Source organism: Puia sp. P3, assembly GCF_050632245.1.
Taxonomy (GTDB): Bacteria; Bacteroidota; Bacteroidia; order Chitinophagales; family Chitinophagaceae; genus Puia.
In genome coordinates this window covers 690,609-717,456 of the sequence record NZ_CP192583.1, presented here as the reverse complement: position 1 = coordinate 717,456, position 26,848 = coordinate 690,609, and the positions used below count along the sequence as shown (strand labels likewise).

The window sequence follows — 26,848 nt, the reverse complement described above, 5'->3', positions numbered from 1 at the left end:
CCATGGACCACATCATTCGCCGGCAATTGCTCGAGCTGACACTCGACGGACGACAGCCACCCTTCGACCTGCAGAACAGGCTGAGCGATCAGTACTATCAGACGCTGCTGCCTGTGCTCGAAAAATGGTTCGACCAACTGGCGGGGGATGAAGAGGTGTTGTTCATCGACAGACTGGTACTGGATCTGGGGGAGTTCAGCAGGAGGGATTTTGACGACCGGCTTCTGAAGCAACGGCTGATCGAACAACTGAGTTCGCCCGATATCACCCGGACGATAGGGGTGGAAGCACTCTCCGCCGGGCAGGGTTCTGCGCCGGCTGGTGGCGGTGGCGTGCAGCGCCGGAGCGCCCGTCATAACGCTTTCGAACAATGGATCTGGTATATGGAGAAGGGCTATCTGCCATGGAGCCTTCTGCGCGTGACCCCGGAATGGGAGCACAAGGTGCTGGAGACACTGGCCACCGACTATCCCGCCATCACCCGCGTCCGGAGTCTGTTGACCAACCGGCCTGCGACGCTGACGCGTATCGCGCAGCAGCACGACGATATTTTTCTGATGCGACTTACGGAGATACTGACCACCGTGGTACAGTCTCCCCTGCCCCAGACGCTGCAGGAGTTGCGCCGCCTGCTGATCTATGCGGTCAATCTGGAGACAGTGGACTATCAGCCGGGGCTGCTCATCCCCACGCCCGGGAAGGCCTGGCAGGACGCGCTGATGCTGGCGGCAAGTCTTGGAAAGGAAGCCAGCACGGAAACCCTGGCCCACCGGCTGCTGACGCACTACTGGGCCGACTATGCGAAATTTCTACCCGGGCTGCAGGACTATCTGACGACGCATCCTATTGCAAGGGATATAGTGGAGCCGCCTGCGGCGGGCACTGAGCAGTCTTCCGAAACGCGCGAGCCGCGCCCCGCCGGGACAGCAAGTCACCCCGAAGCATCGGAGGGCTCCGCACCTGCGGACCTGCGCCCTCCCGACGCACCGGCCATCGGCGGACGCGCAGCGTTACCGGCTCCGGGCGTAGCAGGAGATCAGTCGCAGTTGGTCCGGGGGCGAGGCCGGGCGCCGACAGCAGCGCTCCCATGAGCACGCCTCTTCCCGCCGCAGCGGCTACCAGCACAATCCCGGGGAAAGCGATACCCTTTCCCCCGGCCATGCCCACCCATCTCAGCATCGAACAATTGCCGGAGGAGGGACTCTTCCTGCTGAATGCGGGCGTCGTCCTCACCCACCCTTTCCTTAGCCATCTGTTTAAGCTCAGCGGTCTGCTCGCCGGCGGAAAGTTCATCGCCGACGAAGCGCGGCAGAAAGCGATCCACCTGCTGCACTATCTCGCGACCGGCCGCACGGTCGCCGGGGAGTTCGAACTGACGGCCGCGAAGGTCCTCTGCGGGTGCCCGCTGGAATACCCGGTAGAGAAACAGTCGCTCATCACCCTGGAAGAGCTGAAGGAGGCGGACGACCTGCTGGAAGGTCTGCTCGCCCACTGGGGTGTCAAAAATATAACGGTAGAAGGGCTGCGGGCGAATTTTCTCATGCGCAGCGGCAAGCTGAGTCCGAAGAACGACAAGCTGCAGCTTGGTGATCGAGAAGCACGCGGTGGATATTCTCGTGCGTACCTATCCTTTCCCTTGGAATATGAGTATCATTAAATTACCCTGGCTGCAACAGGCCATTCATCTCGACTGGTGATCATCTATGAAGGCTGCCGATGCGACACATACGAGCACTTCGACAAAAGCCCCGGCCAAAGACACCGGACAGCCCTTCTTTCAAAAAGACATGGGAGGGGGAGAACCTTTTTTCGCTATTCAGCGACAGCCCCAGGCAAAAACTCCCGAGTTTTCGGTCAATAATTTCGTTCACAATTTTGGCTTCTTCAACTCGCAGTACGCTGTAGTCGGGCCTGAACCGGCAACGGGAACCCTTTTTATTTCGCACCATGTGTTCTTCGATTTCCCCAGGAGCGTTACAAAGCCGGAACAGACGACATTCGAAACCGATTTTGTGAAGAGTATCCACGACGGATGGAGCAACAAGCACCTGCTCACGCTCAACGAACCCGGATTCTCCAAATACAGGGCCAATGTGGACGTGACGGCGGTTCCCGAGGCAAAGGCCGGGGATGCCCATACGGTCATCCATGTCGTCAAACCCGGCGCCAAAGAAAAACGATTCCGGTCCAGGGTGACGGGTCAGGCGGCGCCCGCGGGCAGCATCACTACCCACCAGGCCAGAATGGACCTCCGCGATCCGACCGTTGCGGAGGATACTAAACTGAATGAACCCGATTTCCTCCAGGACGTCGGCAATTTCGATTTTGACAAAGCCGACCTCAACACGGATTGTCAGGCGGCAATAAAAAAGATCAAAGATTTCATCGCTACTATCCCGCCCGCCAAAGACCCGAACGACTGCACTTTCTCGCTGCAGTTTACGGGGAGGGCAAGCGCGGAGGGCAGCGTAGCCTATAACAAGGCGCTCAGCCAGCGGAGGATGGACTCGGTGAGTAAAGAACTGGACGGGCTGCCGGGACTATGCCTAACTATCGGACTGGCGGCGGGGAAGGAAGAGGCCACGACCGACGCAAGCTTCAGGCATGTCAGCGTGGGCGTTTTCAGACAGGACAGCACCAGGCCAAAGACCGATCAACAGAATGTGGCGGCCCATGAATTTGGGCATATGATCGGGCTTGGCGACGAATACGTCGACACCAGGCCCGACGTGCCGGGGGCGAGGGCAAAATTCTTTGGAGACAAGCCGACGCACTACGATCCCGTGAAAGACCTGATCGGGCAGGACGCCGCCGATGAATTGAAGATCACGGATTCGTCCAATATCATGTCGAGGGGTAATACCGTAAAAAGAGGACACTATGTCATGTTTGTCGCAGCGATAGACGCGATGACCAGACCGGAGATACAGGCCGCCACCGGGAAGCCGGACGCAAAATGGGACGTCAAATGAAGACAACGGAATCATCGCAAAAGGCCACGCCGGCCAAATCGAATACGCCCTTCTTCGGGAAGGAGGCGGCGCAGGACTTTTTTGTGCCCGGCGCTTCCGGTCCTGTGATTCAGAAAGCGCCTGCCGCGGCTTCTGCGCCAGCGCCTGTTGCGGCGCCGGTTGCTGCCCCGGCACCTGCGCCTGCACCGAAAGCCGCTCCCTCTCTGGAAAGCAGGCTGAGTTCCAACCGCGGACGCGGCGAGTCCCTGCCGGAAGATACGATGGAGGAAATGGAATCTTCGATCGGGGCCGACCTCAGCAAGGTGCGGATCCATCAGGACCCGGAAGCCGTGCAGATGAGCAGCGAGCTCTCGGCGCAGGCGTTTACCCATGGCAGCGATATTTATTTCAATAAGGGCAAATACGACACGAACAGCAGCGCCGGCCAGCACCTGCTGGCCCACGAGCTGACCCATACGGTACAGCAGGGAGGCAGCCCGGCAGCGTCCATTCAAAGACAGCCCGCTCCCCAGGCTAAAACGCCGGAGAAAAAGATCGACAAGGATTTTTATCAGTTCATTCCCAATTCCACGCTCGATCTCAGCAACCTCGGGTATGTGACCTTTGTCGTCTCTCCGGACGCCAGTTTCCAGCCGGGACCGAAACTTCCCCAACTATTGGGAGTCATTCTGAAAAAACTCGTGGACGACAAGTACGACGAATCCCTGGTGGAACCCATGTCCAAAATACTGCTCGGCGACAAGAATATCCAGAGATTTGGACATTTCGGCGATACCAAAGATGCCATACAGGGAGAAAGGATGAAAGATCTCTTTATCGGCATCACTGTCTTCCTCGATTTCCAATCCTTCCTCACCAAAAAAGGGCTGGAATTGCGGCTGTCGGATGACGAAAGGAAAAAGATCCGGCGGGCAGTCAACAACGTGAGCCTCTGGGCCGATATCGTCCAGACTTTTAAAGAGACGGGATATCCCCTGCCCAAATGGTATAGCAGAGAGGTCTTTAACGTGCAGATGTCACAGTATATCCCCTTGCTGGATGACTATGGAAAGGCGCTGGAAGACTTCCAAAAATCGAATAGCCAGGACGCCGCGGATATGGGCCTTGCCACGGTCAACCAGATATTCCAGCCGATATACGACGAGGTCGTCCTGCTCGAAGAGATCCGGAAGGACGCATTCCTCGCCCAAAATCCGGATACGCAGCTCGCCTATTATTTTATCTGGGAGATAGACAAGGACCAGAAAACCGGCAAGACTCCGGTTGCGCTGAGAAGCCTGGGCGGAACGATGGCCTTTATCGGGGTGGCCCACAAACACGAGGATATGGCCACCGAGGCCAGGACACAGTCCAAGGGCAGGGTCCGGCTGCTGACGACTTTCGCCGATGAATACAATATTCCCAAAGACGCCATCCAGATGCTGCCGCCCTTCCCGTCCTTTATCCGGGCGACCGACCTGAATCCGGACCACTCGACCGTAGACACCGCCCACAACCGGTTCGTCATGGTCACGGATTTCTCCGAGGTACACGGCGCCAATTTGCTGAACGGCGTCCTCATGGCCATGGACACGAGTATGAAACTGTATCATTCCTGGAAGGTGTTCAAAATGCCCGTATCCCTCAAAAAGGTACAGGACGCCGGCGCCGGCCCCGCGGACATGGAAAATCTCACCAATGAATTTGTAAAGAACTCGCCGCAAAACCTCGGAGACCCGGTGGACAGTTACGAGCCGGACAAAGACCCCGACAGAAGGATCAATATGGAGCCGCTGGGCTTCGGCGACTTTGTGCTTATGGGCAAGGCCGTGCCTTCCTACAAAAAAGACTATGTCCAGCCTCCGAGCACAGCGGGATTCCCCTTCTTCGTCACTACAGCCGTGAACCTGGCCAGAAGCTCGGCGTTCGAGAACCCGGACCAGATCGACAGACTGAAGAAACAGGCCGCGACAGAAAAGGACCCGATCGCCAAAGCCGCGCTCGAAAAAGAGATCGACCGGCTGCAGCAGCGGGAGACGACGGATCTGATGGTATTGACGAAGGCGGACCTGGAAGATACGAGAACGCTGCTGGCCAATGCCCAGAGGCTCCTCAATTTTATCATAAAGTATCGCAAAAAGGAGAGCCCTACTATGGCAGTAAAACGGCCGACCCCTTTATGATACAGCTGAAAAAAGAGGACCACGTGCTGTACGAACTGTTCGCCATGATCCGCCAGACCTACCCCGAAAACAAATACGGCGACCAGCATGCCGTCGAAGAATATATCGCAACCCTCAGGAACCAGGAGCAGGATATCAAGAAACTGAGGAAGCGGACTATCACTGCGGGTGAAGCTTTTAAAGGCGGATCGCCCGTCTACCGCGTTGTTGCAGGGCTGGTCAAGGAGAAGGACGGCAACCTGGTTCCCCTGATCATGCTGGCGGGCTATCACCCCGATGCAGAACCGGAGAAGGGAAAATACAAGATGAAACTGGTGGACGTGACCTTCGATGCGCCCAAACCCGGCGACATGATCTACGTCGGCGATACCGTCGAAGCCAGTGACAAGGCCAGTGGTGAAAGAGACGGCATCGCCAGCGCATTCCACAATTTTGCGGGCAGCCACCACTACGGAAAAGGAAGGATCATCTATCGCGTACCGGGTACCGACTTCCAGGGCAACCTCGATTCGTATACCAAGTGGACGGACTATCTGAAAATGGCCGTGGCCGCGCTGGGGCTGGTGCTGCTGATCGCCGGCGTGGTCGCGTCGGGTGGCCTGTTGTCGCCTGCGGCCGCTGCCGTCGTATCGGCGCTCGGGGTGGCGGTCGGCGTGGCGGGAGCCTATCTGTCCATCCGGAATATCCAGGAGCGAAGGGAGAAAGGGACCTTTGAATGGGATGCCGAGACCTCGCTGGACATCATCAATATTATCGCCGGCGTTTTCCTCGCGGCCGGGACCGCAATCAAACTGACGCAGGTGATCTCGAGATCGGTCAATCTGCTGATGACGATCGAAAAGGCGAGGGGTCTTGTCCTTATCTACGACGCGGTGAATATCGGCGCAAATGTCTGGCTGATCAATGAAAAGGTCAAGGAGGACGCCAACGCGATAAGAGCCATGCACCTCCCAAAGGCGGAGGAAGAAGAGCTGCTTGCGCAGGTCAATTTAGAGGCGATACAGCAGGGCGCTATGATGGCGGTGTCGGCCTACAGCATGGGCCGCGGAGTTTTCGAACATTTCAAGGCGAAGACCGCGGGCGTTTCCTGGCATACCTGGGAGGCTCGCGGCTGGATCAAAAAGGTGGGCGGGAAGACGATCATTACCGACGAAGCGCCGCCCTTTATCCGCGCAAAAATGAAGCTGATCGGCACGGCTAAGGACACCGATTCCGACCCGACGGGTTCCGGCAAAAAACCGCCCGGCACCGGTACGGATCCAAAGCCGGACGTCAGGCCCGCGCCAAAGAATTTCGAGGAGTCTCTGCCTACGACACTGGCAGCAGCCCGGCAAGAGGCCGCCGCTGCTGGATCACTGCCTCCAGAAGATGAGACAGGCCAATGTCCCCGACGCAACGATCCTCCAGGTCATGCACAATATCGCCGACCGGTATCCCAACCCGAACGCCGTGCTGGGCGACTTCAATCTATTCCTCAGTCAGGACCAGACGGCACTTGGCAAACCCAGGTTCGACAGCCTCATGGAAGGACTTGCCACTCCGGGCAGCTACAAGGGGGCCGAGTTCCTGATGAGAAGAAGGGCCAACAATCAGGATATAAATGTCATCATGGACGCCCTGAGCTTTGCCGACGTCGGCAACCTGCGGGAAAAATATCCGGCCGGTAAGGACAAGGACTTCAGAGAGGCCCTCGGACTGGTCGTTGCGCGCACAAAAGGAAGCCGGAATGATGTATTCGACCTGCTGAACGAGGCAGACCCGGGAGAAATGGGACTGGCAAAGCTGCAAAAAGCGCTCGAACAGCTGGGCGAAGGCAAATTTACTCCCGCACAGATCAGAGAGCAGCTGAAGTTCGAGATCGAGCTGAAGGAAGCCTTCTCGAAAGGCGGGGAGGCGCTGGCCAGAAAGATCTTCAGAGACAAGGTCCGGAAGGTCGAGACGAAGGAAACGCCCACAGGGAAAAAGATAAAGGTATTCATCGGCGAATCCCTCAAAGGGAAAAAAGCGGGGGACCAGGCCAGGGCGTACGTCAATGCGCATATCGACGCCATACTCGAACAAATCCTGACGCCGGACGGGTCGGCCATCGACCCGATGAAGTGGAGGATGGTCCGGGAAATGTTCGAGAATACCGACCTCGTCACCATTCAGAAGAACAATATCATCGGCGAAGCCTGGGCTGCCGCAAAGTCGAAAGTGTACGGAAAGACCTACGAAGTAATAAGAGAGGTCCGCATCAATATACTGGACGACCACGGACGGGAGACAGGAGACTACGCGATGCTCGACGCCGTCCTGCTGAAGGGCGACGAGGTGGTAGCTTACAAAGAATTCAAGTCCTCCGATACGGCGGAAGAAAATAAAGGAACGCAGGATATCGTGTACGACAGGCTACGAAAGGGTGAGCTCGACAAGCTGAGGCCGTCCGGACCGCACGCTATAAAAGCATTCGGAGGCAAGAAAATGCCGAACTTTAGAGCAATGGCAGTGGACATAGAAAGGCCGTCAGGGCTTTAATGAATAAAACTTATCGATATGGGAATTTCAATGGGTGGTTTGTTATTAAAAAAAGGGCAGTCGATCGGCGACGAAAAGATACTGGCTATCCTGGGCCACGCCGATGCTTCGGACGGAGGGACCACCAATATGGACGAGGCTACGTCACGGGAATTTGAAGGCATCGGAATCGCCCGGGTCGATGACGCTGTCGTCGTCCTGGGACGCGATATTCCCTATGCCTGCTCATTTGAAAAGGGCGAAAAGCAGTCCGCTCTGGACCTTGACCTGGCAGCGCTGTCCAAAGAACGGGATATCGTCTGTTTTCTCATCGACGGCGGCTCCGGCACCTATGCCTACTCGATCTTTTCCGGAGGGGAAAGGGTCAGGGTCAACAGCGTCTCCGGAGGAGAGACATTATTGGACTATGGCGGCGGGACGGAGTACGACGGCGGCCTTTCCGCGAACCAGACCGGGCTGACGAGGCTAGTCGCGAATTTTACGGGTCATACGCTCGTCGAACTGTTGGACGATCTCGATCTGACCGTAGAAGTCTATCATTTATAAAATCATCGAAGATGCATAAGAGCAGCAGTTATCGGAGCACAAAAGCGGCGTATTCGGCGACACAGTCACCGGAACAGGAGGCCTTCTTTACGCCCCAGGCGCCGGTACAGGAAAAGGAAGAAACACCATTCTTCCAGACCAAACTGTCCATCGGTCAGGCCGGGGACAAATACGAAAAAGAGGCCGACAGCGTCGCCGACAAGGTGATCAGTAAAAAGGATATGGACGACGAGCCGGCGATCCAGCGCCAGGAGATCAGCAGCATACAGCGGCTGGCCACGCCGGAAGAGGACGAGAATTTCGCGACCAACGACGAGCGGATGAGGCGCGACCGCGAACTCCGCGAGAAGCCGGAGGTACAGATGAAGTGCGCGCACTGCGAGGAGGAAGAGAAGATGGGGGTTCAGATGAAGCCGGGTTCGCCCGCCGCCACGGATTCGAGGGTGGCTTCCGGTTCGCGGGTGGCGCCGGATTCGGTGTCCGGCCGCGTCGACGGCAGCAGGGGCAGGGGCGCTCCCCTACCCTCATCCACGCTGTCCGAGATGCAGTCCTCCTTCGGCCGGGACTTTAGCGGCGTGAATATCCACACGGATTCCGACGCGGTCAGCATGAACCGCGAACTCGGGGCGCAGGCCTTTACCCATGGCAGCGATATCTATTTCAATACCGGCAAGTTCAATCCGTCCAGTTCGACGGGCAAGCACCTGCTTGCGCATGAGCTGACGCACGTCGTACAGCAGGGCGCGTCGGGAGCGATGGTTCAGGCCAAGCCGCATACCCATCACAAGCACGCGTCGGCGCCAAAGCACGCGGCCGCGCCAAAGCCGGAACCCGTGTTCTTCGAGGCTGGTGACGGCGCGCTTTTCAACGATGCCGCGATGGGCGACGAACACCGGGTCGGGGTGCGGCAGGACGGCAAGCAATTCGCCTTTGTCAATAAGCAGGGGGATATCGCGCCGGCGGGCGAGGCTGCCATTGGTGTAGTGCGGTTGAAAGGCGGCGCGAATAACGGGGACAGCAGTATTGTAAGGATCAGAGAGGTGACGGCGACAGAGATGGGTGATGCGGGTGGGGACAACAAGTCTGTCCATCTCAAAAATAGCGGTCATGCCCGAACGGTAGTTTTTGACGCTGTAGAGGGTAATTTCAGCGACCAGCTGTTGAGCGTTTCCGCCAAAGGCGCCATTTCTCCGGCGGAGTTCGACAAGCTGCCCGCCGATGTTAAGTCCGATATCGGGGAGGGTTCCTTCATCACCCTGAGCAACGGGCAGGCGTGGATGCTGATGTCGTTCCACAAACACGGAGAGACCGCGGACAAGGCCAGATGGGTCCCGGCAAAATCGACGAAGGCGCAGCAGAAGGTGATGACGGACCAGGGCGGAAAGCTGCCGGACAATCTGAAGGGCGATATCGAACCGCAGCTGACCACGCTGGGCGTCGTGAGCACGGTCGAGGGTGGATTTGGGTCCACCAGCGGGGGCGCCGCGTCGAAGGACATCATGGCGAGTCTGGGGATCTTTCAGTGGGGGATGCTGCGAAATAAAAAAGACGCCTCCTCGAGCCTGGCGATGTTTTTTAAAAACCTGAAGAACAGGGCGACGGAAGCGCAAAAGACCAAGTCCGCCGACCGGACGGAGGAACAGCACCTGTACGTCGACGCACTGGGCTGCCTGCACGAATGAGGGCATGGACATAGACAAGGATGGATTTATCACGCTCGCAGGAAAACGCGCTACGGGTGGAGAGGTCGAAACGGCCATGCACGGCGTGCTGGGGTCCGATACCGACCTGAGGACCTATCAGCTGGTGGCGGCGCACGACTGGATCGCCGAGTTCAAGTCGCACACCGTCTGGCCCGGAGCAACGGGTATGGGCAGGCTTGGCAAAGGCTACAAGCCGGGGAATGAAACGGCCAGCTTCGAGGCGGACGGCGAACACAAGGTCGTCGTTAGTGCGCCGGATAATACTTCTACCGTGGGTGATTTTCTTTCTTCGGAGAGGGCGGTCGCCAATGCCATCATGCTCGGCGTCAACCGGCCTGCCTGGGTGCAGTATTCGCTGTGGCGGGCTCTTGATTCCGGCACCGATCCGAAGGCCAGGACGGCGGAGTTGGTCAAGGCGGTGGTGGATAGTATGCCTAAACCGGCTGAGCCAGCGGCTCCTTGTGGGGAAGCACCATAAACACAAAAGAAAAAAGCCAGATCACGATCGACAAGGCCGCGGCTACGGCTGCCGGCCCGGAAGCGGCAGCGGCCTATACGGCCCTGCAGTCCTTCCTGTTCCCGCCGACCCATCATGTCGACAGCGAAGACACGCTGATCCAGGAGTTTCAGCGGCAGGCACTGGTTCTTTATCCGACGGCCGATATCAATAAATATCATCGCGAACACAGATTTAGTACTGTGGAGGGGGTGTTCAATAAATAAAATATCATGTTCAGAAGCAGAAGTTACAGAAGCAGTAAGTCTGGCGCCATGCGTGGCGGAGGCCCGGCGGACAAGAGTATCGGGGATAAAAAGGAGAAAGCGTTCTTTACTCCGCAGCCGGTGAAGTCCGGCAGCAAGGCAAACCCGGCCAGTACGGCGCCGACGCTGGCCGCCAAACCATCGTATCTCACCAACGACGGCTGCAGCGATTTGAAATCGGGGATCAACTGGGAGCTTTCGGGGAATTCTTCGGCGAAGGGCGGGTATATCGTTCAGGACATCACGATCATGGCGCTGGCGTTCGACTGCCACAACCGTCCGATATCGCTGCACAAAAAGATGCCGCTCCACTACTATGAGGTCTGGCGGGTGGAACCCAATTCTACTGAGATCACGCCGGAGAATGCCGACAGCTTCTTCTTCAACGTAGAGACGCGGGACCATACGGCGCATACCTATGGGTCTGCGCTCTGGACCGCGGCGGCGACTTATCATGACAATGTCGGTGAGTCGGAGATCCCGGGCCATATGGTGCGCAACAATCCGAAGACCGCCGCGGGGGCGCTGTTGTCGAGCACGCAGGATCCGCGGCTTGGCGGCAATGTCTCGCCGGCGATACCGCACGAGCTCAGCTATCACTGGAGCTGTTGCAGCAATGGAATGAGTCCAAATGTTATTGATTCGAAAACACCTTCATAGCGTATGAATAGTCTTCCAGAATTTATGTATTTAGAGCAGCTGATCCGGAGTCGGTTGAATGATTATTTTCCGGGGGTGCGGGGGAAGGAGCCCTACCCGCGATGCCACATCCTTCGGGGTGGCATTTACCCCTGGGGAAATTTATTTTGGACAACGGGCTCAACGTCGGCGAGGCCACGCTGTTGCTGATCGCGCTGGCGCCGCATTTCCAGCCGGAGCTGTTTGACGAAGTAATAGAGAGCAAGATCCCGGGGGCGGGTAATTTTCCGAAGCTGGGTGGTGTGCGGGGAAAGAACTCCCGCAGCTTCCTGCCGACGGGAGAGACGGCGCTGTTCCTGCTGGCGGGCGAAGACAGGCGGCAGCGGCTGGCGATGCAGTCGCTGTTCGGCGTCGAGGATTTCCTGGGACAGAAAAAAATACTATGGCTGGAAGAGGTGCCGTATGGCGAGCCGGTCATGAGCGGGAGGATCATCATCTCGCAGGACTATATCGACGTATTTTTATTGGGGCGTCCGTCGCCACCACATTTCAACAGCAGCTTCCCCGCGCGGCTGATCACCGAGAAGCGCAGCCGGGATTCGCTGGTGATCGGCGACGAGCTGCAGTCGCAGATCGGCGAGATCATCAACTGGCTCAAGTATAACGACCATCTCCTGAAGCACTGGGGCATGGGTGACCGGCTGAAGAAAGGTTACCGCGCGCTGTTCTACGGCCCCAGGTACGGGGAAGACGCTGACTGCGGCGCTGCTTGGCAACGAGATGCGGAAGGACGTTTATAAGATCGACCTTTCGATGGTCGTTTCCAAGTATATCGGCGAGACGGAGAAGAACCTCGAGTTGTTGTTTGCCCGCGCCGAGGATAAGGGATGGATCCTCTTCTTCGACGAAGCAGATGCGCTGTTCGGCAAGCGCACAAGCGTCCGCGACGCCAACGACAAGTACGCCAACCAGGAGGTCTCGTATCTGCTGCAGCGGATCGAGGATTTCAACGGGCTGATCATTTTGGCGACGAATATGAAGAATAATATCGACGAGGCGTTTATCCGGCGCTTTAATGCGATCCTGCGGTTCCCCTTCCCTGAGGCGGCGGAGCGCAAGCTGATCTGGAAGAAATCGTTTCCGGCTGGGGCGGAGTTTGCGGCGGCGCCTGGGGCGAACGGCGGGGCTGGTGTTGGGGTCGGCGGGGCCGGGGTTGTTGATCTGCCTGAAGTGGTGAAGAAATATGAGCTGGCCGGCGGTAGCATTATCAATGTGGTACACTACGCGTCGCTGAAGGCGGTGGAGAGGAGTGTGAATGGGGTGGCGGCCGTGGCTCCCGGCGCGAATGGCTCCGCAGTGAACGGGTCGGCCGGGGCTCCCGGCGCGAATGGCCCCGGGGACGGCCAGGGCGTGAACCACCTGCCGGTAATTTATTTGTCCGATGTACACAAGGGGATACAGATCGAGCTGAACAAGCACGGCAAACCGTTTACGCCGTAGTGTTGCGTGGTTCACGAGGCAGGCCGGGTCCCGCGGCGGTTGACGTGTTACGCGGTTCACGCGGCCGGCCGGCTAGTGCGCGACGATAAACCGTTGCGAAGCGATCGTATGGTCCGGGTTCTCGACCAGCAGCACATAGATGCCGTTCGCCAGAGACGTAACGTTATAGCTCACCTGGTTTTGTCCGGTTTGCATAAAGACCGCTTTGCCGGTGATCTGGCGGCCGCCGTTGTCGTAGATCATCGTTTTGACGTTGCCCGGCGGCTGGGTGCTCCAGTAGGCCAGGTTGAGGACGCTGCTGGCAGGGTTGGGATAGACAACCATTTTCCTGTGGCCCATATCGATGTTGTCGATATTCGAGGAACCCTGTTTTGAGGGTTGTGCTACGGGTGTGGAGTCCGCGGGTGGCGCGGGAGTGGCGGCCGGTGGGACTGGCGTAGTCGTGGGGGGTACAGGTGTGGTCTTTGGCGTCTCGGGCTTCGGCTTCGGCGTGACGATGGAATCTTTGGGTTTCTTCGTCGTATCTCCCTCCACCGTGAACACCACCGCATTCGAAGTGTACTCCCAAATCGTTCCGTCATACCCGTGCATAGTCAGCCGATGTGTGCCGACGGCGGGGTTCTTCCATTCGATATTGTACTTCACGGAATCATAGGACACCAGCTTTTTTGAGACGATGAGGTCCTTCGTTATGTCCTTGTTGTTTTCCATAAACTTTACAGAAGAAAAAATATATCCCGCATTGGGGCTTTTGATGCCGGCTGTAAGGCGGACGGTGTCCGAGGTTTTGAAAACTGTGGAACCGGAAGTACCCGAGCCCGTCCCACCCGGGGCAGAGCCTGCACCCGAGGCCGCCCCACCCGATGCCGAGGCCCCACCGGGTTTACCCGTAACTGCCACCGTCAGGGAAGGATCGATACCCTCGGTCTTAACCGACGAAATATCGGTCCTGTATTTATCCTTGTGAAGCCCGATACGGTTGATATGCCAGTCGCTGTCCCCGGTCATCGCAAAAACGCCGGCCGCACGGAGGCTGTCGATCCGGAATGGAACGATCGGCTGTTGTAGTCTGTTCAACACTCTTCTATTATTCTTAAACACTACATTATCCTTCTTAAAAGGAGCGCCGGTCTCGGCGTACTCGGGATTGGTCGTTCCGTCGGCATTGAAGAGTTTGTCCCCGTTGACGTTGGAGAGGCTTTCCGCACCGACGAACACACTGCCTATGATCGAGGGCCAGATCCGGGAGTTGTATTTATTATTACGCCCAGCCGATCCGATCATATCGCCGACCTCGGGATAAGCACCCTTGTAGGCGGAACTATTATTCCAGATCTTGCCCAGACCAGAGTGTCTCTCGCTATAACCCGCGCTGCCCGGCGTCTCCACCATGCTGGTCGCGGGATAGGTATTCCCAAAGTAGATGGTATTGGAGTAGTTGTTAAAATAACCGTTGTGGTTGTAGGTCGCCATGACGGTGTTCGCGATGATATTGTGATTGATGCTGTCGCCCGAAGCACAGTCGTCCTCGTACACTCCATTGGCGCGGGGGGCATCGTGGATATAGTTGTGGCGGATCTTGTTGCCTCTTGCATTCCATCCTGTAGGGGTCTTCTGGAATTTGTAAAAGGCGCCCATATCCGTATATTTTTTGACGACGTCATAGACCTCGTTGTACTCGAGGATATTATTGTTACCACCATGCATGATGCCGACGTGGGGGCAGTCGTGTACCTTATTATAGGCGACATAAGCGCCTACTGCCGAACTGACGTCGATGGCTGCCGAATAGACGGGAGCCTCGGTCGCATAGTTGTAGATATGGTTATTGATGACCTGGTGCCCCGAGCCGCGGAGTGCCGACTGGTCATTTTCAAGAGATGACGACGTTATGATGACACCACCCGCCCCGACCTGATTGATATCGTTGCTCTGTACCGTACAGGAGCTGCCATCTGCTATTCGAACTCCATATCCCGAACACAGGCTGATATGCGAACCGGCGATCAGTATATTTTTGCAATGGTTCAGCTCGTAGGCGTCACCCGATCCCCCGCGGACGTCAATGCCTATAAAACTAGTATTGCTCACGCTGTCCAGATCGACCGACGGCGTCTGGGAATCGCCATCCATAGTTACCGAGCCGGTTTCCGGAACCCACATATAAAGCATCTTTGTCCTGAAGTTGATGCTCCACTGTCCTTCGGCGTTGATCTCCTCTACAAGATTGAGGGCGTAGTAGGGCTCCGTTCCGGGCGCCAGTCTGCCAGGGTCCTGCGTCCCGATGCCGTCCTGCAACCCGATGGCCTGTTTGATCAGTTTGCCCTTCGTGTCTACAGAAAGGGTCTTTACCACGTCCAGTTTCCAGGTGAACTGCCAGTTGCCGCAGAGGAAGAGGCCGCCGTCTTCGATGGCCTTCTGCCATTGTTGCACCCGGTCGTCTTTGAACCGGAAGCTGCCACCGGGCGTGGTTTTGTATTTTCCCTTGCTGATGACCTCGCCCATGGTCATGGTGGTGTCCTGCGGGTAGCGGGACATCGGCAGTGGATTACCGTTCCTATAGAATTTCGGCGATCTCAGATTGGAGAGCGTGAACATCAGCGGCCAGTCGGCCGTATCGTTGAGTGAGAGCGCAGACAGAGGCAACTGTCTGACTTTTCCTTTTGCAGTAGTGTTGATGATGCGATTGCGTATACTGTCGGGAATGGGTTTGAACTGATGAAGGTCCATTACGTTCTCAGGCAGGATGACGGCGCCGTGCGGACTGACGGCCTGGTAGGTTACAGCGGCGGATGACGAGCGGGAGTCGGATGGGCCCAGCTTCACTTGCTTGTAAGTTCCGTCGGCGAGCCAGACGGTACAGGGCGTTTGCGGATGGGTCCTGACGATCGCTGCTGCGCGGTCAAGGCTGACGGGCGAGCTGATGCTGCCATCTCCGGAGGCACTTCCATTCGGTGACGCATAAACGGAGATCATTTGGGCGCTGGCTCTGCTGGCTGAGGTGAGGGCAAATAATAGGCATACCCATAGGGTAACAACGGCACGGATTCTCTTCATCAGATGCTGATATTGGATTTCGGCGCTAAATTACGACGGCTATAATTGGATATATTCTTCCTCAACCAACTACTTCCAGGCTTTTGTGGAAGTACCTATACACGCTGAGGATTTTCCTACACTATCCAATAATGTTGCCAGTAAGGCGTGCCAATATCTTCAAAACAGAAAAGAAAAAGTTAATTAAGGGTATTACTTAGGACCGCTTGATAATCGTCAATTGCCGTATATCGGTTGTTCACCGCCGGTGGGTGATTTGTGCTGAATGAGAGACTTTGTGGAGTTAACTTTACCTGGCTGAATGTAAGAATCCATTAAGTTATACGCAGTCGAGCCGGGGGTTCACAGTGATAGTTTGTCTTGGTTCGACAAACCAGCCAGGGGCCGTTTGAGAAGAGCGGCCTTTTGGCGTTTGTGGACGCGGCGGCCGCGCCAATGAAAAGGTCGGCGGCGGTGATTGGCGTTACCGGACTGATCGCATCCTCCTGCCGGTAGGGGCCTGTCCTTACCGGTTGAAGGAGGCCGCCTGTCTTTTGAAGCGCTATCGCGGAGTAAGTTTTTTGAGGAGGGTATCGAAGCGGACCCAGTATACATGGCAATCTTTTGGGCTGGTTCCGCGGGAGTAGAAAGGATATTTGCCTTCGGGCGAGACGTATTCGCCCCATCGGTGGGCGACGCCGTCGTTGATCAGCGGGCCGAGGCTTCTAACGGTGGTGTCTGTCGGGGTCATGGTCAGCGTGGAGATGTCATAGTCGCTGAAGTCCCTTCGTTTGCCAGGGTGCTGTTTCAGCCACCGGACGAAACCGGGGACCCATGGACAGGGCATCATCACGCTGACGGAGGTGGCAGCGCCTTTTGTGAGGGCGTTGATCGCCCCCGCGTTGGACTCGTAGCTCATGCCGGCGTCGTCGACGTGGAGGATGAGGACTTTCGCGCCCTTGGGGTAGCCGAGCCGTTCGGCGTAGGTGGTGTCGCCGGCGCGGGAGAAGAGAGGGAATAGAAAAGGAAGTAGGAATAAGTATTTATGTTTCATGAGATGGGTTTGGTGTCTGAATATACACATTAATCGAGGGTACCCTCGTCTTCGAAGGTATCGAAGTCGTACAACCTCTTGAACTCCGTTGGGTTTACCCCCACAATGTCCTTGAACAGCTTATTGAAATAGCTGACGCTGCCAATACCGACGGCGTAGCAGGTCTCGCTGACGTTGTTGTCCTGTATCAGGAGGCTCTTCGCGCGCTCGATCCGGTACTGATTGACAAACTCGGTAAAGGTCATATTGGTCTGGCGGCGGAAATACCGGCAGAAGGCCGGCGTGGTGAGGTTGACCTTTTTTGCGACTTCGTTGACGTCGGGGTCGCGGTGGTATTCGGCGTCGATGTATTCATATATGGCGCCCATACGGATCTTGTCCCTGATAATAAAGTTGGTGCTGGTGAGGCCGGTATTTAATACCTCCTGTTCGTGTTTTTCCGCGTTCGCCAGCTGATTGAATATGCTGATCAGCTGCAGGAGCTGGTGCATCGGGGACAATCTCGGGAGGTCTTTCATTTGCCCGCCCACGGATAGTTTCGTCGTGCCGTGAAAGGCTATCCCGTATTGCGCCTTTTTAAACAGCTTGTGGATCCCCGCAAACTCGGGAGTAGTACCGATCGCCGTGCCAAGGAAATCGGTGCGCAGCTGGATGACGACCTGGTGGTACTCGCTGCGGACGCGGTAGTCGAAATTGAGGTGCGGCAGGTTACCGCCGATAAAGACCAGGTCGTTGCGGGTATAAGTGGATATATGGGTGCCCACGTGGCGGATACCGGCATCGGCTTCCACCCATACCAGCTCGAATTCGGGATGGTAGTGCCAGAAAAAAGTATTCCGCAGCCGGGGCGAGAAAAGACGGAAAGACCGTCCCGGCTTGAAGTCTATTTTTTCGAGTTTGATGGAATTTGGGGTACCCATGCGCTGTATTGCCCGGTTTTGCCCCCTGAATTTACCAAAAAATGTCAATACAGCGCAAAGAGTGGTCAACGGACAGGACGGCCGATTTTTAGTACTGTCCGACCTTTGGATTATAAAACTGAAAATTTATGAATACTCCATCGATGACTCCTGGTCCCGCCGCGAATGCGATGTCTCCGCAGCCGCTGGTCAACGAGCACAAAGAGATACCCGGCAACCCATCCACCGCCAAGTCGAGCCAGATGAAACTCAACGACCGCAGCAACGGGGAGCCCCTGCGGGTACTCAGCGAAGAGGACTGGAACTTCTGGGTCACCAACGGCTATGTCGTCATAAAGAACGCGGTCCCGAAAGAGCAGGTCAAAAGGCTGGCCGACTATCTCTGGGAGTACGAGGACAAGGACCCCAACGATATCGAGAGCTGGTACAAAAAGCCCAATGCCACGATGCAGATGAAGGAGCTCAACAATACGGGTATGGTGGAGATCTACAACCACCAGTATATGTGGGACAACCGGCAGTTCCCCCGGGTTCACCAGGCTTTCGCCGACGTTTGGGGCACGGAGAAGCTGTGGGTCACGATCGACAGGGCCAACCTCAACTTCCCGCTGCGCCCCGGATTTGAATACAAGGGTTTTATCCACTGGGACTATGACCCCGAGACGAGACCGGTCAACGTACAGGGTGTGCTGGCGCTTGCCGACCAGACCGACGAAAATATGGGAGGATTCCAGTGTATCCCCGAGTTGTACCGCACCTATGACGCGTGGAAGCTGACCCAGCCGGAGGACAGGGACCACTACAAGCCCGACACGACGGGGTTTCAGCTGGTCAAGGTAAAGATGGAGGCCGGGGACCTGCTGATCTTCAACAGTCTCGAACCGCACGGTATCCGTCCAAACACCAGTGGCGACAAAGTCAGGATCGCCCAGTATATCTCGATGATGCCGGCGCAGGAAGACAACGACGCGCTGAGGCAGTGGAGGATCGACAGCTGGCGCAACCGGGATGCGATGGAGGGGTATGCCTTTCCCGGCGACCCGCTGCAGCGGGAACACCGGAATCCGGTCGCAGAGTTGTCACCGTTAGGGAGGAAGTTACTGGGGCTGGACCGCTGGTAGGGACCCTGTAGGGGTGGTTCACGTGGTTCACGCGGGTTATGCGCGGGGGATGGTTCACGCGAAGGGGAGATGGTTCACGCGAAGGGGGACGGTTCACGCGCGGGGGGAACGGTTCACGCGGGAGGCAGCCTCGGAGCGGCCACTACCGCACCAACAACACCGTACCCTTTGCTTCCTGCCGGATCCCGTGTATATCGGTGAGAGAAATATACCACACATAGGTGCCCATCGGCTGGGTTTGTCCGTGAAAGGTGCCGTTCCAGCCCTCGCTCATATTCTTTGTCTGGAACACGGGCTGGCCAAACCGGTCGTAGACCGCCATTAAAAATGCCCGTGCGGCAAAAGGATATTTTACGCGGAACAGGTCGTTCTTTCCGTCGGCATTGGGGCTGAAGGCCGATGGCATCACCAGCCGGCAAAGGCCCTCGGCGACGTACAATGACGCGGAGCCGGTACCGCAGACATTAGAAGCAGAAAGGCTGTAAAGGCCGGTATCCTTCACAATAAAATAGTCCCGGCTGCTGCCGTCCTGCCAGAGGTAGCGGGTCTGGGGATCCGGTGGGGGCTGCAGCACGAACTGCTGCCCCTCGCAGAGGAAGGTATCCTTACCGAGAGAGAATTTTGGAACGTCGGTATAGTCTACGCGGGAAGAGCCCGTCGTGACGCAGCCCGACAGGTCGACGCTTACCGAATACAAGCCGGCGTTTGTAACGACATACTGCGCGGCCGTGCTGCCGTCCTGCCAGCGGTAGGTCGCGCCACTAAAGCCCGCATCCAGGAGGAGTGTTTTATCCTTGCATAGCGTCGTATCCGCGATCAGGTGGACCGTCGGGGAAGGCTTGACGGCCACCACGACAGCGGCAGTAGCGATACAGCCGTGGGGAGTCGTCACCGTCAACGCATAGTTGCCCGCCTTGTCTATTACATACGACGGAGACTGGCTGCCGTCGCTCCACCGATAGCTGTTGCCATTCGACGGCAGAATATAACGCAGCGGCTGGCCGCTGCAGATGGCGGTATCGGGTGCACCCGCGAGAACAACAGCCGGCAGCGGCCAGACATTCGTTATGTTTAGCGTATCATAAGACTTGCAGCCGTTGGCCGCGGTCGCAATGATAGAATAAGTACCTGCCTGGCCTGCATTTACAGATCGGGTTGTTTGTCCTGTATTCCAGGCATAGCTGTCAAAGCCGGCTCCGGCGTCCAGCTGCCGGTATCCGCCTTCGCACAGGGCGATATCCGCGCCGAGGTCGATGGCCGAGGAATGCAGTACGTCGACGTGAACAGAGGCATTGACCGTACAGCCCGCCCATTTTTCCGCCGCGACACTATAGTCGGTGCTCGTGACGGGAATGACGTAAACGATGCTGTCCACAGATCCGCTTTCATCGAAGGCGCCTGCGGTCCAGTGGTAGTTGGTAAACCCGCCTGTAGCCTTTAGTTCGACGCCGTCATCGTTGCATTTGGATATGGGGGGCCGGCCGTGAACGGGAAGTTGGCCGGTGATACGCGCACAGTGCTGCTGCTGTTGTTGCCGCAAAAGTCGGACACCGTCACGGTATAGTCCGTGGGGGCCGTCACCATCGCGGCCGTGATGGTATAGGTCGAGTCCTGCGGCCCGGTGGTCCCGTCCTGCCAGTGCATAGGAAGAGTAGGCGGCGCCGGCGTGGAGTATGATGGTATTCCCCGTGCAGATGGTAGTGTCGGCTCCCAGATCGACGGCTTCGGGAACGCCGGTGATCTGCACCGTCAGGGAGTCGGCCGGCGGCAGCTGGCAGACGCCCGGCAGCAGGTCGGCGTGCAGCTTGCCCTGCCAGTTGATGTTCTTAAACGTGATCGATATCGTAGAGTCGTTGACGGTAGTCAGGTTTTCGACGACGGTCGTGTCGATGGTCCAGCTCGCAGTTGCTCCGCATTCCGGATTTCTGTGCACGACGAACTCGTGAGGCTGGCCGGCGCCGCAGAAGGTGGCCGGCCCGTCGATCTTCACCAGGTCGCAGTGGCTGGTTTGAAGACAGGGACTCATCATTCTGTTGGCCGGGGTAGGCCCCGTTCCGAGGTTGTAGCTGACCGGCCTGATAAAACCGAACGTGGGTTGGTTGAGAAAGGGATAAGCTGGATTTTCCTTTACTTTCACCGGCCGCAGGAACATGATCGCGGTATCTCTTCCGAGACACACGGTACCTGTGTCCGTATCGTACATCTTTTTATACATTATCATGCTGCCCTGCGTGCGGTCGTACCACCCATCCGCGAAGACATATCCACCATCGTTGAAAAAAGTGGGACATATACGGTTGCCGGTGATGATATTGGCTCCGTAGTCGGCGGCCCTCTCTTTGGAGAGCCAGCCTCCCCTCACCGATCCGAATACGGTCGCCTCGCCCCCCGGCATAGACGTCTCGTGCGCGATGGAATACAGCCCGTTCCCCTTGTTGTCGAAATAGATCATCTCGTTCTCATAGTTGGTGTGCATCTTCGAACTGATGCTGTAGGAGTTCACGAGATTATAGTTCGCGTCGAAATCGACAACGTCGAAATAGTCGGTCGTATCGTAGGGCATTGACGTGGCCTGGAAGGTGAGCCCATATACCAGCGTGTGGCCGTTGACCTGGCGGATGGCCGCGTTGTAATAATAGCTGATAGATTTGAACAGGGCGTCGTTGTTGGTATAGTCAAAGACGAAGAAACGCTTGTTCTGCGTGGCGCCGGTGTAATAGTCCATGGTAACGAAGAAAATGGCCTCCGACCAGGTATAGCTGTTGCCGTGTGAGATGCCGGTCAGGACGATACTATTGCCCGAGATATAGGACGAGAGCCCCTCCACGCCGAGGTCGTAGTCGCTGCCCAGATTTCCGAAGTTGGTGTCCGACAGGTACTGCCCGTTGGCGTCGAGGCGGATGACGGTCGCCGTCTGTGCGCCATGGGTCTGGCTGATGCTGGTGCCGGTCAGCACGAGTTCACCGTTGTGTCCCTCCTGGATATCGCCGACCGCAACGTAAACATGGCTGGGGTTGACGGCGTTCTGGAGCATTATTGAGTTGAGGTCGGTATGCCAGATGACGTTGCCTGTTGGAGTCAGCCGGTAGATCACCTCTATCGTATTCGCTCCGCCCGTGATATCGATATGGGTGATCGCGATGATGTCTCCATTAGACAGCTCTTTCATGCGGTACATATTCAGGAAATAGAACTGGTCACCCTGCAGGTCCTTGAAGGAATTGGTCCAGATGATATTTCCGCTGGCGTCTGCCTTGATGAGAAAGGCGTCGCTGTTCCAGGCGCCGTGAAGGACCGTGCTGTCGTACATTTCGCCTCCGATGAGCACAGCGTCGTCGGAGGTATGGGCTATCGAGGTCAGGTAGATCACCCGGTTGGTGAGGGCGATGGTCTGGAGGAATGAGTTGTTGGTACAGTTGGCGGAGAGGGTGCGCGGGCCGGTGGTGGTCGATCGGGTACCACCAGCGGCAGCGGGTTTGGTGGTGGGGCGGGTGCTGGCGGTGGGTCGCGCAGCGGGATCCAGCCTTCTTTCCGCGTTGTCGATCAGGGCCGCCAGTCTGGCCGGCTGCGTCAGTGCCGATGCATCGATACGCAAATGCGGGGTGTTCAGGCGAGCCTTTTCGACAATATCCCGCTGGGCACGCAAACCGACTGTGATAAGGCTAAAAAGCAGTAATAGGGTTAAGAGTTTCATGGAGATGGGTACAAAATACAAAAAAAACGGTATTGTGTACCTTTGCGTCTATGCCAACCGTTCATCTCCTTATAAAAGGCAGGGTCCAGGGCGTCGCCTGCCGGAGACGCCCTTTGACGAATTCACCATCCTGCGGCGGTGAGGCCCATACCGGCCGGTTTTTAGCATAGCTTAAAAAATTATTCAGGTAAACAAACAAAATTCTCTTTTGGTTGCTTCAACTGCAGCCAGATAGGGTCTTCGAATGGTCGCGGTGACAGCTCGAGAAATAACGGAAAGTGTTGCCTGTCGTCGCAGGGTCTGACGTGCGCAGTAAAGTACAGCCGCATCGGCCGCATGGCCATATAGTCGAGCATGTCTACCGTGCCTGTCCAGGTGCCGGTGTCGCCGGGTTCCGGCTTCACCTGCTGGATGCCGACTTTGGTAGGGATCAGTTTGTCTTTGGGAATGTTTCGCGGGCCGCCGCCTCCGCCGTTGACGATGAGGCCGTCGTAGTAGCGCCGTATGTTCTCCTTGAGGACGGCGGCGTCGACCTTTTGTCCCGCGTCCAGCCAGAACATATAGGCCAGCGACCAGTAGTCGGGCGCGCCGGCCGAGCCCCAGCCCGGCATAAAGCGAATTTCCTCGACGCCCGTGAGCGCAACGTCGGGAGCGAATGGCGGAGGGAACGACGACCGCTCGATAGCCCATCTCTCGGGCGCTGTAAAAGTATATGGACCGGCGAAAGACATCGGATTCGAAGGACTGAAGATATGCAGCGATCGAATGATCCACCGGATACAGTCGGTCTCGTCGACGATAGAATACGAGGAACTATGGCGATTACCATTGCTCCGCATACCGGGCAGGCGCGACGCCACAAACTCCGCGCGCCCGTTGCCCTGCAGCAACACCCGGTCGATCGAGCTCGGAAGCGTCGGGAAGATCGGTATCATAGTATCCGTTGCGGCGCGTCCTCAACTGCCACTCGATATCGGTGTCGTAGTACAGCCGCAGCGACAGGCGATGCAGCCACCGTTCGTTGCCGGGTTCCGACGAAGCCGTACTGAACGGCGAAAGCCTACTATAGTGCTCCGGATGTTCGGCAAGGGTTCCCTGTTCCTTGTTGAAATAATTCAGTATGAATTTCGCGTCGCCCACCGCGGGCGGGAAATAGTTCTTTTTGATCTGCCGTTCGTAGAGGTGGTAGAGTCCCGTGAGATCGACGGGGGCGGCAATGCCGAATACGGCGTGAGGATGGATGAAAAAATCCTGTGGATGCTCCTGCGCCAGTTCCGCGTAGCGCAGTACGCCGGTGCCCGCCAGGTCAAAGCCTCCCACCGCAAAATGGCTGGTGTCGGCGCCAAATTTGGCCGCGGCATGGGCGAGTACGCGATCCATCCGGTGGATGGCCGGACTGTCCGGCAGCAGCCGGAGGCCCGTAGAGCAATAGACGGTCAGCAGATCGGTAGCTGCCGCGATATTGTGCAGCCTCGTCTCAGGCAGGATGCTTTCGGCCTTCTGAAAAGGACAAAATAGGGCCACTACGCCCCTGACGGTCCCCGACGATGGGGGAATGGCGAGGTAGTACCCGTTAAGGCTGTCGCTGGGCTCAAAAATGATCTTTTGTACGTTTTGGCTATAGGCTCCTGCCGAAAAAAGGAGTAGGAAGAGAAGGAAATTACGCTTCATGTCCTACCAGCGGGAAAAATGGTGCCAGAGTGGTAGTCAGGTAAAAATCAGAGGTTTAGGTAACGGCTTCGGCCCGGGATGTCCGCTAACGGACGGTCGGTGTTCAGTTGTGGTCGTTGGGTCTTAGTTGTGGTCGCTGGGGCGGCGGGTAGGCCGTGCCGTGGCCAGGGTCCGCTGGCTTTCCAGGAACGCCTTTGTAAATGCCGTGATCGCCAGCAGGAGAAAACCTACCGATCCGAGGATATACAAGACAGAGCCGTTGTGCATAAACGCTTCTACGGCCAGACCGCCCGCGAGGGCCAGTAAGATGAAGGAGATGCTGGTGAGGTTGTTGGGGTTGCGCCAAATTCTGGACATGGTTCGATTGATTTAGGATATAAAATTAGTCGTATGCAACGGGCCCGGGCTGCGGAAAAGAGGCCATTTCGGAAAAATTAATTGGTTCTACTTATCGTTTGGTACTCCATGTTATTAACCGTACCTTTTCCCGCCAAACGACAAAGAATACTCATGAGAAAGCTGTTGTTCCTGCTGCTGCTTCCGATGCAGCTGTTCGCCCAAACCCAGACTCAGACCCAAACCCAAACCCAAAGCCAGCCCTATCTTTCCTTTAAAAAATATCCCTTTCCAACCGAGCTGACGGCTGCCGCTGTCGGATCGAATATCGCGTGGGCCATCAACGAGGAGGGCCGCCGCAATGTATACGTGACGACCGGTGGCGCCTTTATCCCGCGGCAACTGACCAGCTATACGGAGGACGACGGACAGGAGATCTCGAGCCTGTCGTTGTCGCCGGACGGGCAATGGGTGTTATTTGTCCGGGGCGGTGATCATGGTGCCAACTGGGACAACGACCTGCCCGTGAATCCTTCCTTCGAGACGCAGCCCTTCAAGGTGCAGGTGGCCGTCGCGCCTTTCTCCGGCGGCCCGGTAAAATATTTGTCGGAAGGCGATGACCCCGTCATTTCTCCCGATAGCAAGGAGGTCGCATTCATCAAAAACGACCAGGTCTGGTCGGCGCCGCTGGACGGCAGTTCCGCTGCAAAGAGTATGTTCACGACACGGGGCAGGGTCGGATCACTGCAATGGTCACCCGATGGCAGGCGGCTGTTGTTCGTCGCCAGCCGCGTCGACCACAGCGTCATAGGCATCTATACGAAAGGGACTGCCGGGCTGAAATGGATCGCGCCCTCTTTCAGCAGGGACGAGGACCCGCAGTGGTCGCCCGACGGCAGGCTGATCGTATTTGTCAGAAGGCCGGGACTGGGTGGCGCTCCCGACTCGCTGCTCGCGGCGAGACACCAGCCCTCGGAGCATCTATATCGCCGACACCATGGGCGGCGCCCCCGCGCTGCTCTGGAAGGCGCCCGCGACGCTGAGGGGGTCGTATCCCACGACGGACGGCGGAGCCAACCTGCACTGGGCGGCCGGCAACCGTATCGTCTTCCTTTCTTACCATGACGGGTGGCCGCACCTGTATTCCGTCGACGCGGGAGGCGGGGAGCCGACCCTGCTGACGCCCGGTAATTTTATGTGCGAGCATATCCGGCTAAGCCCCGACAGGCGTCGTCTGCTGTTCAGCGCGAACGCCGGGCCCGACGCGCTCGATATCGAGAGAAGACATGCTGCCGTTGTAAGCGTGGACCATCCCGATATGCGGGTGCTGACGCCAGGCGATGGGCTGGAATGGACGCCCGCGCTGACGGGTGACGGGTCGGCGTATGTGTTCCTCAGCGCGACGGCCAAACGGCCACCGCTGCCCGCCGTCCTGAAGGGGGGAAAGATACAGTTGCTCTCTGCCGATAAGCTCGCGGACTATCCATCGGGTCTCGTGACGCCGCAGCAGGTGCTGTTCAAGTCGGAAGACGGTGTGGTGGTACACGCCGATCTGTTTATGCCACCGGGCGGAGCGGGCAAAAAACCCGCTATCGTCTTTGTCCATGGCGGACCGCCGCGGCAAATGTTGCTGGGCTGGCACTATTCCGACTATTACTCCAACGCCTATTCGAGCAATCAATACCTCGCGAGCCTCGGATTTGTGGTGCTGTCCGTCAATTATCGCCTTGGGATCGGCTATGGATATGAGTTTCACAAGCCCGCGAAGGCGGGTGCTGCGGGAGCGGCAGAATACAAAGATATCCGGGCGGCCGGGGAGTGGCTGCGCCGTCAGTCTTTTGTGGACAGCGGCCGGATCGGAATATACGGCGGTTCCTACGGCGGATACCTGACCGCACTGGCGCTGGCGCGCGATTCGCGGCTGTTCGCGGCGGGGGTGGATTTTCATGGCGTACACGACTGGTCGGTCCAGGGCAACACAGCATCGGGCAGGGACAAATACGAGAAAGCTCCCGATTTCGACGCCGCGCAAAAGACAGCCTGGCTCTCCTCTCCTGTCGCTTCCGTCAATACCTGGCATTCGCCGGTGCTGATCATACAGGGTGACGACGACCGCAACGTAAGATTCAGTCAGAGCGTGGACCTGGTGCAGCGGCTCGAAAAAAGGGGGTGCCGTATGAGACGCTGATGATCGTGGATGATACGCACCACTGGA

At 57.2% G+C, this 26,848-nt stretch carries 23 protein-coding genes and 1 pseudogene; 17 read left to right on the top strand and 7 right to left on the bottom strand.

The features are described 5' to 3' along the window. Positions 1-2: 2 nt before the first annotated feature. The 14 genes and pseudogenes from ACQ86N_RS04120 (at position 3) to ACQ86N_RS04055 (ending at position 12,801) form a co-directional block, all read left to right on the top strand. Positions 3-1,091, top strand: a complete 1,089-nt coding sequence (locus tag ACQ86N_RS04120; RefSeq protein ID WP_431214067.1) for a contractile injection system tape measure protein — start codon at positions 3-5, stop codon at positions 1,089-1,091. Further along, positions 1,088-1,573: pseudogene (locus ACQ86N_RS04115) on the top strand (contractile injection system tape measure protein); the annotation flags it as partial. The gene ACQ86N_RS04120 and the pseudogene ACQ86N_RS04115, both read left to right, overlap by 4 nt. 13 nt (positions 1,574-1,586) lie before the next feature. After that, a complete protein-coding gene (locus ACQ86N_RS04110; protein ID WP_431217983.1) occupies positions 1,587-1,697 on the top strand; it encodes a contractile injection system tape measure protein in 111 nt (36 codons plus the stop codon). Between the two features lie 6 nt (positions 1,698-1,703). After that, complete coding sequence (locus ACQ86N_RS04105; RefSeq protein ID WP_431214066.1) at positions 1,704-2,972, top strand: hypothetical protein; 1,269 nt, start codon at positions 1,704-1,706, stop codon at positions 2,970-2,972. Continuing rightward, positions 2,969-5,134 carry a DUF4157 domain-containing protein gene (locus ACQ86N_RS04100; RefSeq protein WP_431214065.1) on the top strand — a complete coding sequence of 722 codons (2,166 nt, stop codon included), beginning with the start codon at positions 2,969-2,971 and terminating at the stop codon, positions 5,132-5,134. Before ACQ86N_RS04105 ends, ACQ86N_RS04100 begins: the two co-directional genes overlap by 4 nt. Further along, positions 5,131-6,801 (top strand): hypothetical protein, encoded by a 1,671-nt coding sequence (locus ACQ86N_RS04095; RefSeq protein ID WP_431214064.1) that lies wholly within the window; start codon positions 5,131-5,133, stop codon positions 6,799-6,801. Before ACQ86N_RS04100 ends, ACQ86N_RS04095 begins: the two co-directional genes overlap by 4 nt. Further along, positions 6,743-7,651 carry a hypothetical protein gene (locus ACQ86N_RS04090; RefSeq protein ID WP_431214063.1) on the top strand — a complete coding sequence of 303 codons (909 nt, stop codon included), beginning with the start codon at positions 6,743-6,745 and terminating at the stop codon, positions 7,649-7,651. Before ACQ86N_RS04095 ends, ACQ86N_RS04090 begins: the two co-directional genes overlap by 59 nt. Positions 7,652-7,669: 18 nt before the next feature. Further along, complete coding sequence (locus ACQ86N_RS04085) at positions 7,670-8,197, top strand: hypothetical protein (RefSeq protein ID WP_431214062.1); 528 nt, start codon at positions 7,670-7,672, stop codon at positions 8,195-8,197. A gap of 11 nt (positions 8,198-8,208) precedes the next feature. Next, positions 8,209-9,879 carry a DUF4157 domain-containing protein gene (locus tag ACQ86N_RS04080; protein WP_431214061.1) on the top strand — a complete coding sequence of 557 codons (1,671 nt, stop codon included), beginning with the start codon at positions 8,209-8,211 and terminating at the stop codon, positions 9,877-9,879. A 4-nt stretch (positions 9,880-9,883) separates the two neighbouring features. After that, positions 9,884-10,378 carry a hypothetical protein gene (locus ACQ86N_RS04075; RefSeq protein WP_431214060.1) on the top strand — a complete coding sequence of 165 codons (495 nt, stop codon included), beginning with the start codon at positions 9,884-9,886 and terminating at the stop codon, positions 10,376-10,378. After that, a complete protein-coding gene (locus ACQ86N_RS04070) occupies positions 10,360-10,623 on the top strand; it encodes a hypothetical protein (protein ID WP_431214059.1) in 264 nt (87 codons plus the stop codon). Before ACQ86N_RS04075 ends, ACQ86N_RS04070 begins: the two co-directional genes overlap by 19 nt. Before the next feature lie 6 nt (positions 10,624-10,629). Further along, the gene (locus ACQ86N_RS04065; RefSeq protein WP_431214058.1) at positions 10,630-11,322 is read left to right on the top strand and encodes a hypothetical protein; all 693 of its coding nucleotides are present in this window, start codon (positions 10,630-10,632) and stop codon (positions 11,320-11,322) included. A 146-nt stretch (positions 11,323-11,468) separates the two neighbouring features. Next, positions 11,469-12,101: a hypothetical protein gene (locus ACQ86N_RS04060; protein ID WP_431214057.1), complete on the top strand. Its 633-nt coding sequence runs from the start codon at positions 11,469-11,471 to the stop codon at positions 12,099-12,101. Then, positions 12,082-12,801, top strand: a complete 720-nt coding sequence (locus ACQ86N_RS04055; protein ID WP_431214056.1) for an ATP-binding protein — start codon at positions 12,082-12,084, stop codon at positions 12,799-12,801. Before ACQ86N_RS04060 ends, ACQ86N_RS04055 begins: the two co-directional genes overlap by 20 nt. Before the next feature lie 72 nt (positions 12,802-12,873). Here the strand turns inward: ACQ86N_RS04055 and ACQ86N_RS04050 are convergent, their stop codons facing one another. The 3 genes from ACQ86N_RS04050 to ACQ86N_RS04040 form a co-directional block, all read right to left on the bottom strand. After that, positions 12,874-15,858: a T9SS type A sorting domain-containing protein gene (locus tag ACQ86N_RS04050; protein ID WP_431214055.1), complete on the bottom strand. Its 2,985-nt coding sequence runs from the start codon at positions 15,856-15,858 to the stop codon at positions 12,874-12,876. Between the two features lie 541 nt (positions 15,859-16,399). After that, a complete protein-coding gene (locus ACQ86N_RS04045) occupies positions 16,400-16,891 on the bottom strand; it encodes a ChbG/HpnK family deacetylase (protein ID WP_431214054.1) in 492 nt (163 codons plus the stop codon). A 29-nt stretch (positions 16,892-16,920) separates the two neighbouring features. Beyond that, a complete protein-coding gene (locus tag ACQ86N_RS04040) occupies positions 16,921-17,811 on the bottom strand; it encodes a helix-turn-helix domain-containing protein (protein WP_431214053.1) in 891 nt (296 codons plus the stop codon). A gap of 128 nt (positions 17,812-17,939) precedes the next feature. Between ACQ86N_RS04040 and ACQ86N_RS04035 the strand changes: the two genes are divergently transcribed. Further along, positions 17,940-18,932 (top strand): phytanoyl-CoA dioxygenase family protein, encoded by a 993-nt coding sequence (locus ACQ86N_RS04035; RefSeq protein WP_431214052.1) that lies wholly within the window; start codon positions 17,940-17,942, stop codon positions 18,930-18,932. 142 nt (positions 18,933-19,074) lie between these two features. Here the strand turns inward: ACQ86N_RS04035 and ACQ86N_RS04030 are convergent, their stop codons facing one another. From ACQ86N_RS04030 to ACQ86N_RS04015, 4 genes are all read right to left on the bottom strand, one after another. Continuing rightward, complete coding sequence (locus tag ACQ86N_RS04030; protein WP_431214051.1) at positions 19,075-22,626, bottom strand: gliding motility-associated C-terminal domain-containing protein; 3,552 nt, start codon at positions 22,624-22,626, stop codon at positions 19,075-19,077. A gap of 179 nt (positions 22,627-22,805) precedes the next feature. Next, positions 22,806-23,486: a hypothetical protein gene (locus ACQ86N_RS04025; RefSeq protein ID WP_431214050.1), complete on the bottom strand. Its 681-nt coding sequence runs from the start codon at positions 23,484-23,486 to the stop codon at positions 22,806-22,808. Then, positions 23,449-24,297 carry a hypothetical protein gene (locus tag ACQ86N_RS04020; protein WP_431214049.1) on the bottom strand — a complete coding sequence of 283 codons (849 nt, stop codon included), beginning with the start codon at positions 24,295-24,297 and terminating at the stop codon, positions 23,449-23,451. The genes ACQ86N_RS04025 and ACQ86N_RS04020 overlap by 38 nt, the downstream gene beginning before the upstream one ends. 123 nt (positions 24,298-24,420) lie before the next feature. Continuing rightward, the gene (locus tag ACQ86N_RS04015; RefSeq protein ID WP_431214048.1) at positions 24,421-24,654 is read right to left on the bottom strand and encodes a hypothetical protein; all 234 of its coding nucleotides are present in this window, start codon (positions 24,652-24,654) and stop codon (positions 24,421-24,423) included. A 153-nt stretch (positions 24,655-24,807) separates the two neighbouring features. On the opposite strand from ACQ86N_RS04015, the gene ACQ86N_RS04010 reads away from it, so the two are divergent. Both ACQ86N_RS04010 and ACQ86N_RS04005 read left to right on the top strand, forming a co-directional pair. Further along, complete coding sequence (locus ACQ86N_RS04010) at positions 24,808-25,758, top strand: TolB family protein (RefSeq protein ID WP_431214047.1); 951 nt, start codon at positions 24,808-24,810, stop codon at positions 25,756-25,758. After that, positions 25,649-26,821 (top strand): S9 family peptidase, encoded by a 1,173-nt coding sequence (locus ACQ86N_RS04005; RefSeq protein ID WP_431217982.1) that lies wholly within the window; start codon positions 25,649-25,651, stop codon positions 26,819-26,821. The genes ACQ86N_RS04010 and ACQ86N_RS04005 overlap by 110 nt, the downstream gene beginning before the upstream one ends. Positions 26,822-26,848: the final 27 nt, after the last annotated feature.

Bases quoted from the DNA above. Each gene is read 5' to 3' on its own strand.
- ACQ86N_RS04120 (WP_431214067.1), top strand. From the start codon at position 3: ATGGACCACATCATTCGCCGGCAATTGCTCGAGCTGACACTCGACGGA.
- ACQ86N_RS04105 (WP_431214066.1), top strand. From the start codon at position 1,704: ATGAAGGCTGCCGATGCGACACATACGAGCACTTCGACAAAAGCCCCG.
- ACQ86N_RS04100 (WP_431214065.1), top strand. From the start codon at position 2,969: ATGAAGACAACGGAATCATCGCAAAAGGCCACGCCGGCCAAATCGAAT.
- ACQ86N_RS04095 (WP_431214064.1), top strand. From the start codon at position 5,131: ATGATACAGCTGAAAAAAGAGGACCACGTGCTGTACGAACTGTTCGCC.
- ACQ86N_RS04090 (WP_431214063.1), top strand. From the start codon at position 6,743: ATGGACGCCCTGAGCTTTGCCGACGTCGGCAACCTGCGGGAAAAATAT.
- ACQ86N_RS04085 (WP_431214062.1), top strand. From the start codon at position 7,670: ATGGGAATTTCAATGGGTGGTTTGTTATTAAAAAAAGGGCAGTCGATC.
- ACQ86N_RS04080 (WP_431214061.1), top strand. From the start codon at position 8,209: ATGCATAAGAGCAGCAGTTATCGGAGCACAAAAGCGGCGTATTCGGCG.
- ACQ86N_RS04075 (WP_431214060.1), top strand. From the start codon at position 9,884: ATGGACATAGACAAGGATGGATTTATCACGCTCGCAGGAAAACGCGCT.
- ACQ86N_RS04065 (WP_431214058.1), top strand. From the start codon at position 10,630: ATGTTCAGAAGCAGAAGTTACAGAAGCAGTAAGTCTGGCGCCATGCGT.
- ACQ86N_RS04055 (WP_431214056.1), top strand. From the start codon at position 12,082: ATGCGGAAGGACGTTTATAAGATCGACCTTTCGATGGTCGTTTCCAAG.
- ACQ86N_RS04050 (WP_431214055.1), bottom strand. From the start codon at position 15,858: ATGAAGAGAATCCGTGCCGTTGTTACCCTATGGGTATGCCTATTATTT.
- ACQ86N_RS04045 (WP_431214054.1), bottom strand. From the start codon at position 16,891: ATGAAACATAAATACTTATTCCTACTTCCTTTTCTATTCCCTCTCTTC.
- ACQ86N_RS04040 (WP_431214053.1), bottom strand. From the start codon at position 17,811: ATGGGTACCCCAAATTCCATCAAACTCGAAAAAATAGACTTCAAGCCG.
- ACQ86N_RS04035 (WP_431214052.1), top strand. From the start codon at position 17,940: ATGAATACTCCATCGATGACTCCTGGTCCCGCCGCGAATGCGATGTCT.
- ACQ86N_RS04030 (WP_431214051.1), bottom strand. From the start codon at position 22,626: ATGAAACTCTTAACCCTATTACTGCTTTTTAGCCTTATCACAGTCGGT.
- ACQ86N_RS04020 (WP_431214049.1), bottom strand. From the start codon at position 24,297: ATGAAGCGTAATTTCCTTCTCTTCCTACTCCTTTTTTCGGCAGGAGCC.
- ACQ86N_RS04015 (WP_431214048.1), bottom strand. From the start codon at position 24,654: ATGTCCAGAATTTGGCGCAACCCCAACAACCTCACCAGCATCTCCTTC.
- ACQ86N_RS04010 (WP_431214047.1), top strand. From the start codon at position 24,808: ATGAGAAAGCTGTTGTTCCTGCTGCTGCTTCCGATGCAGCTGTTCGCC.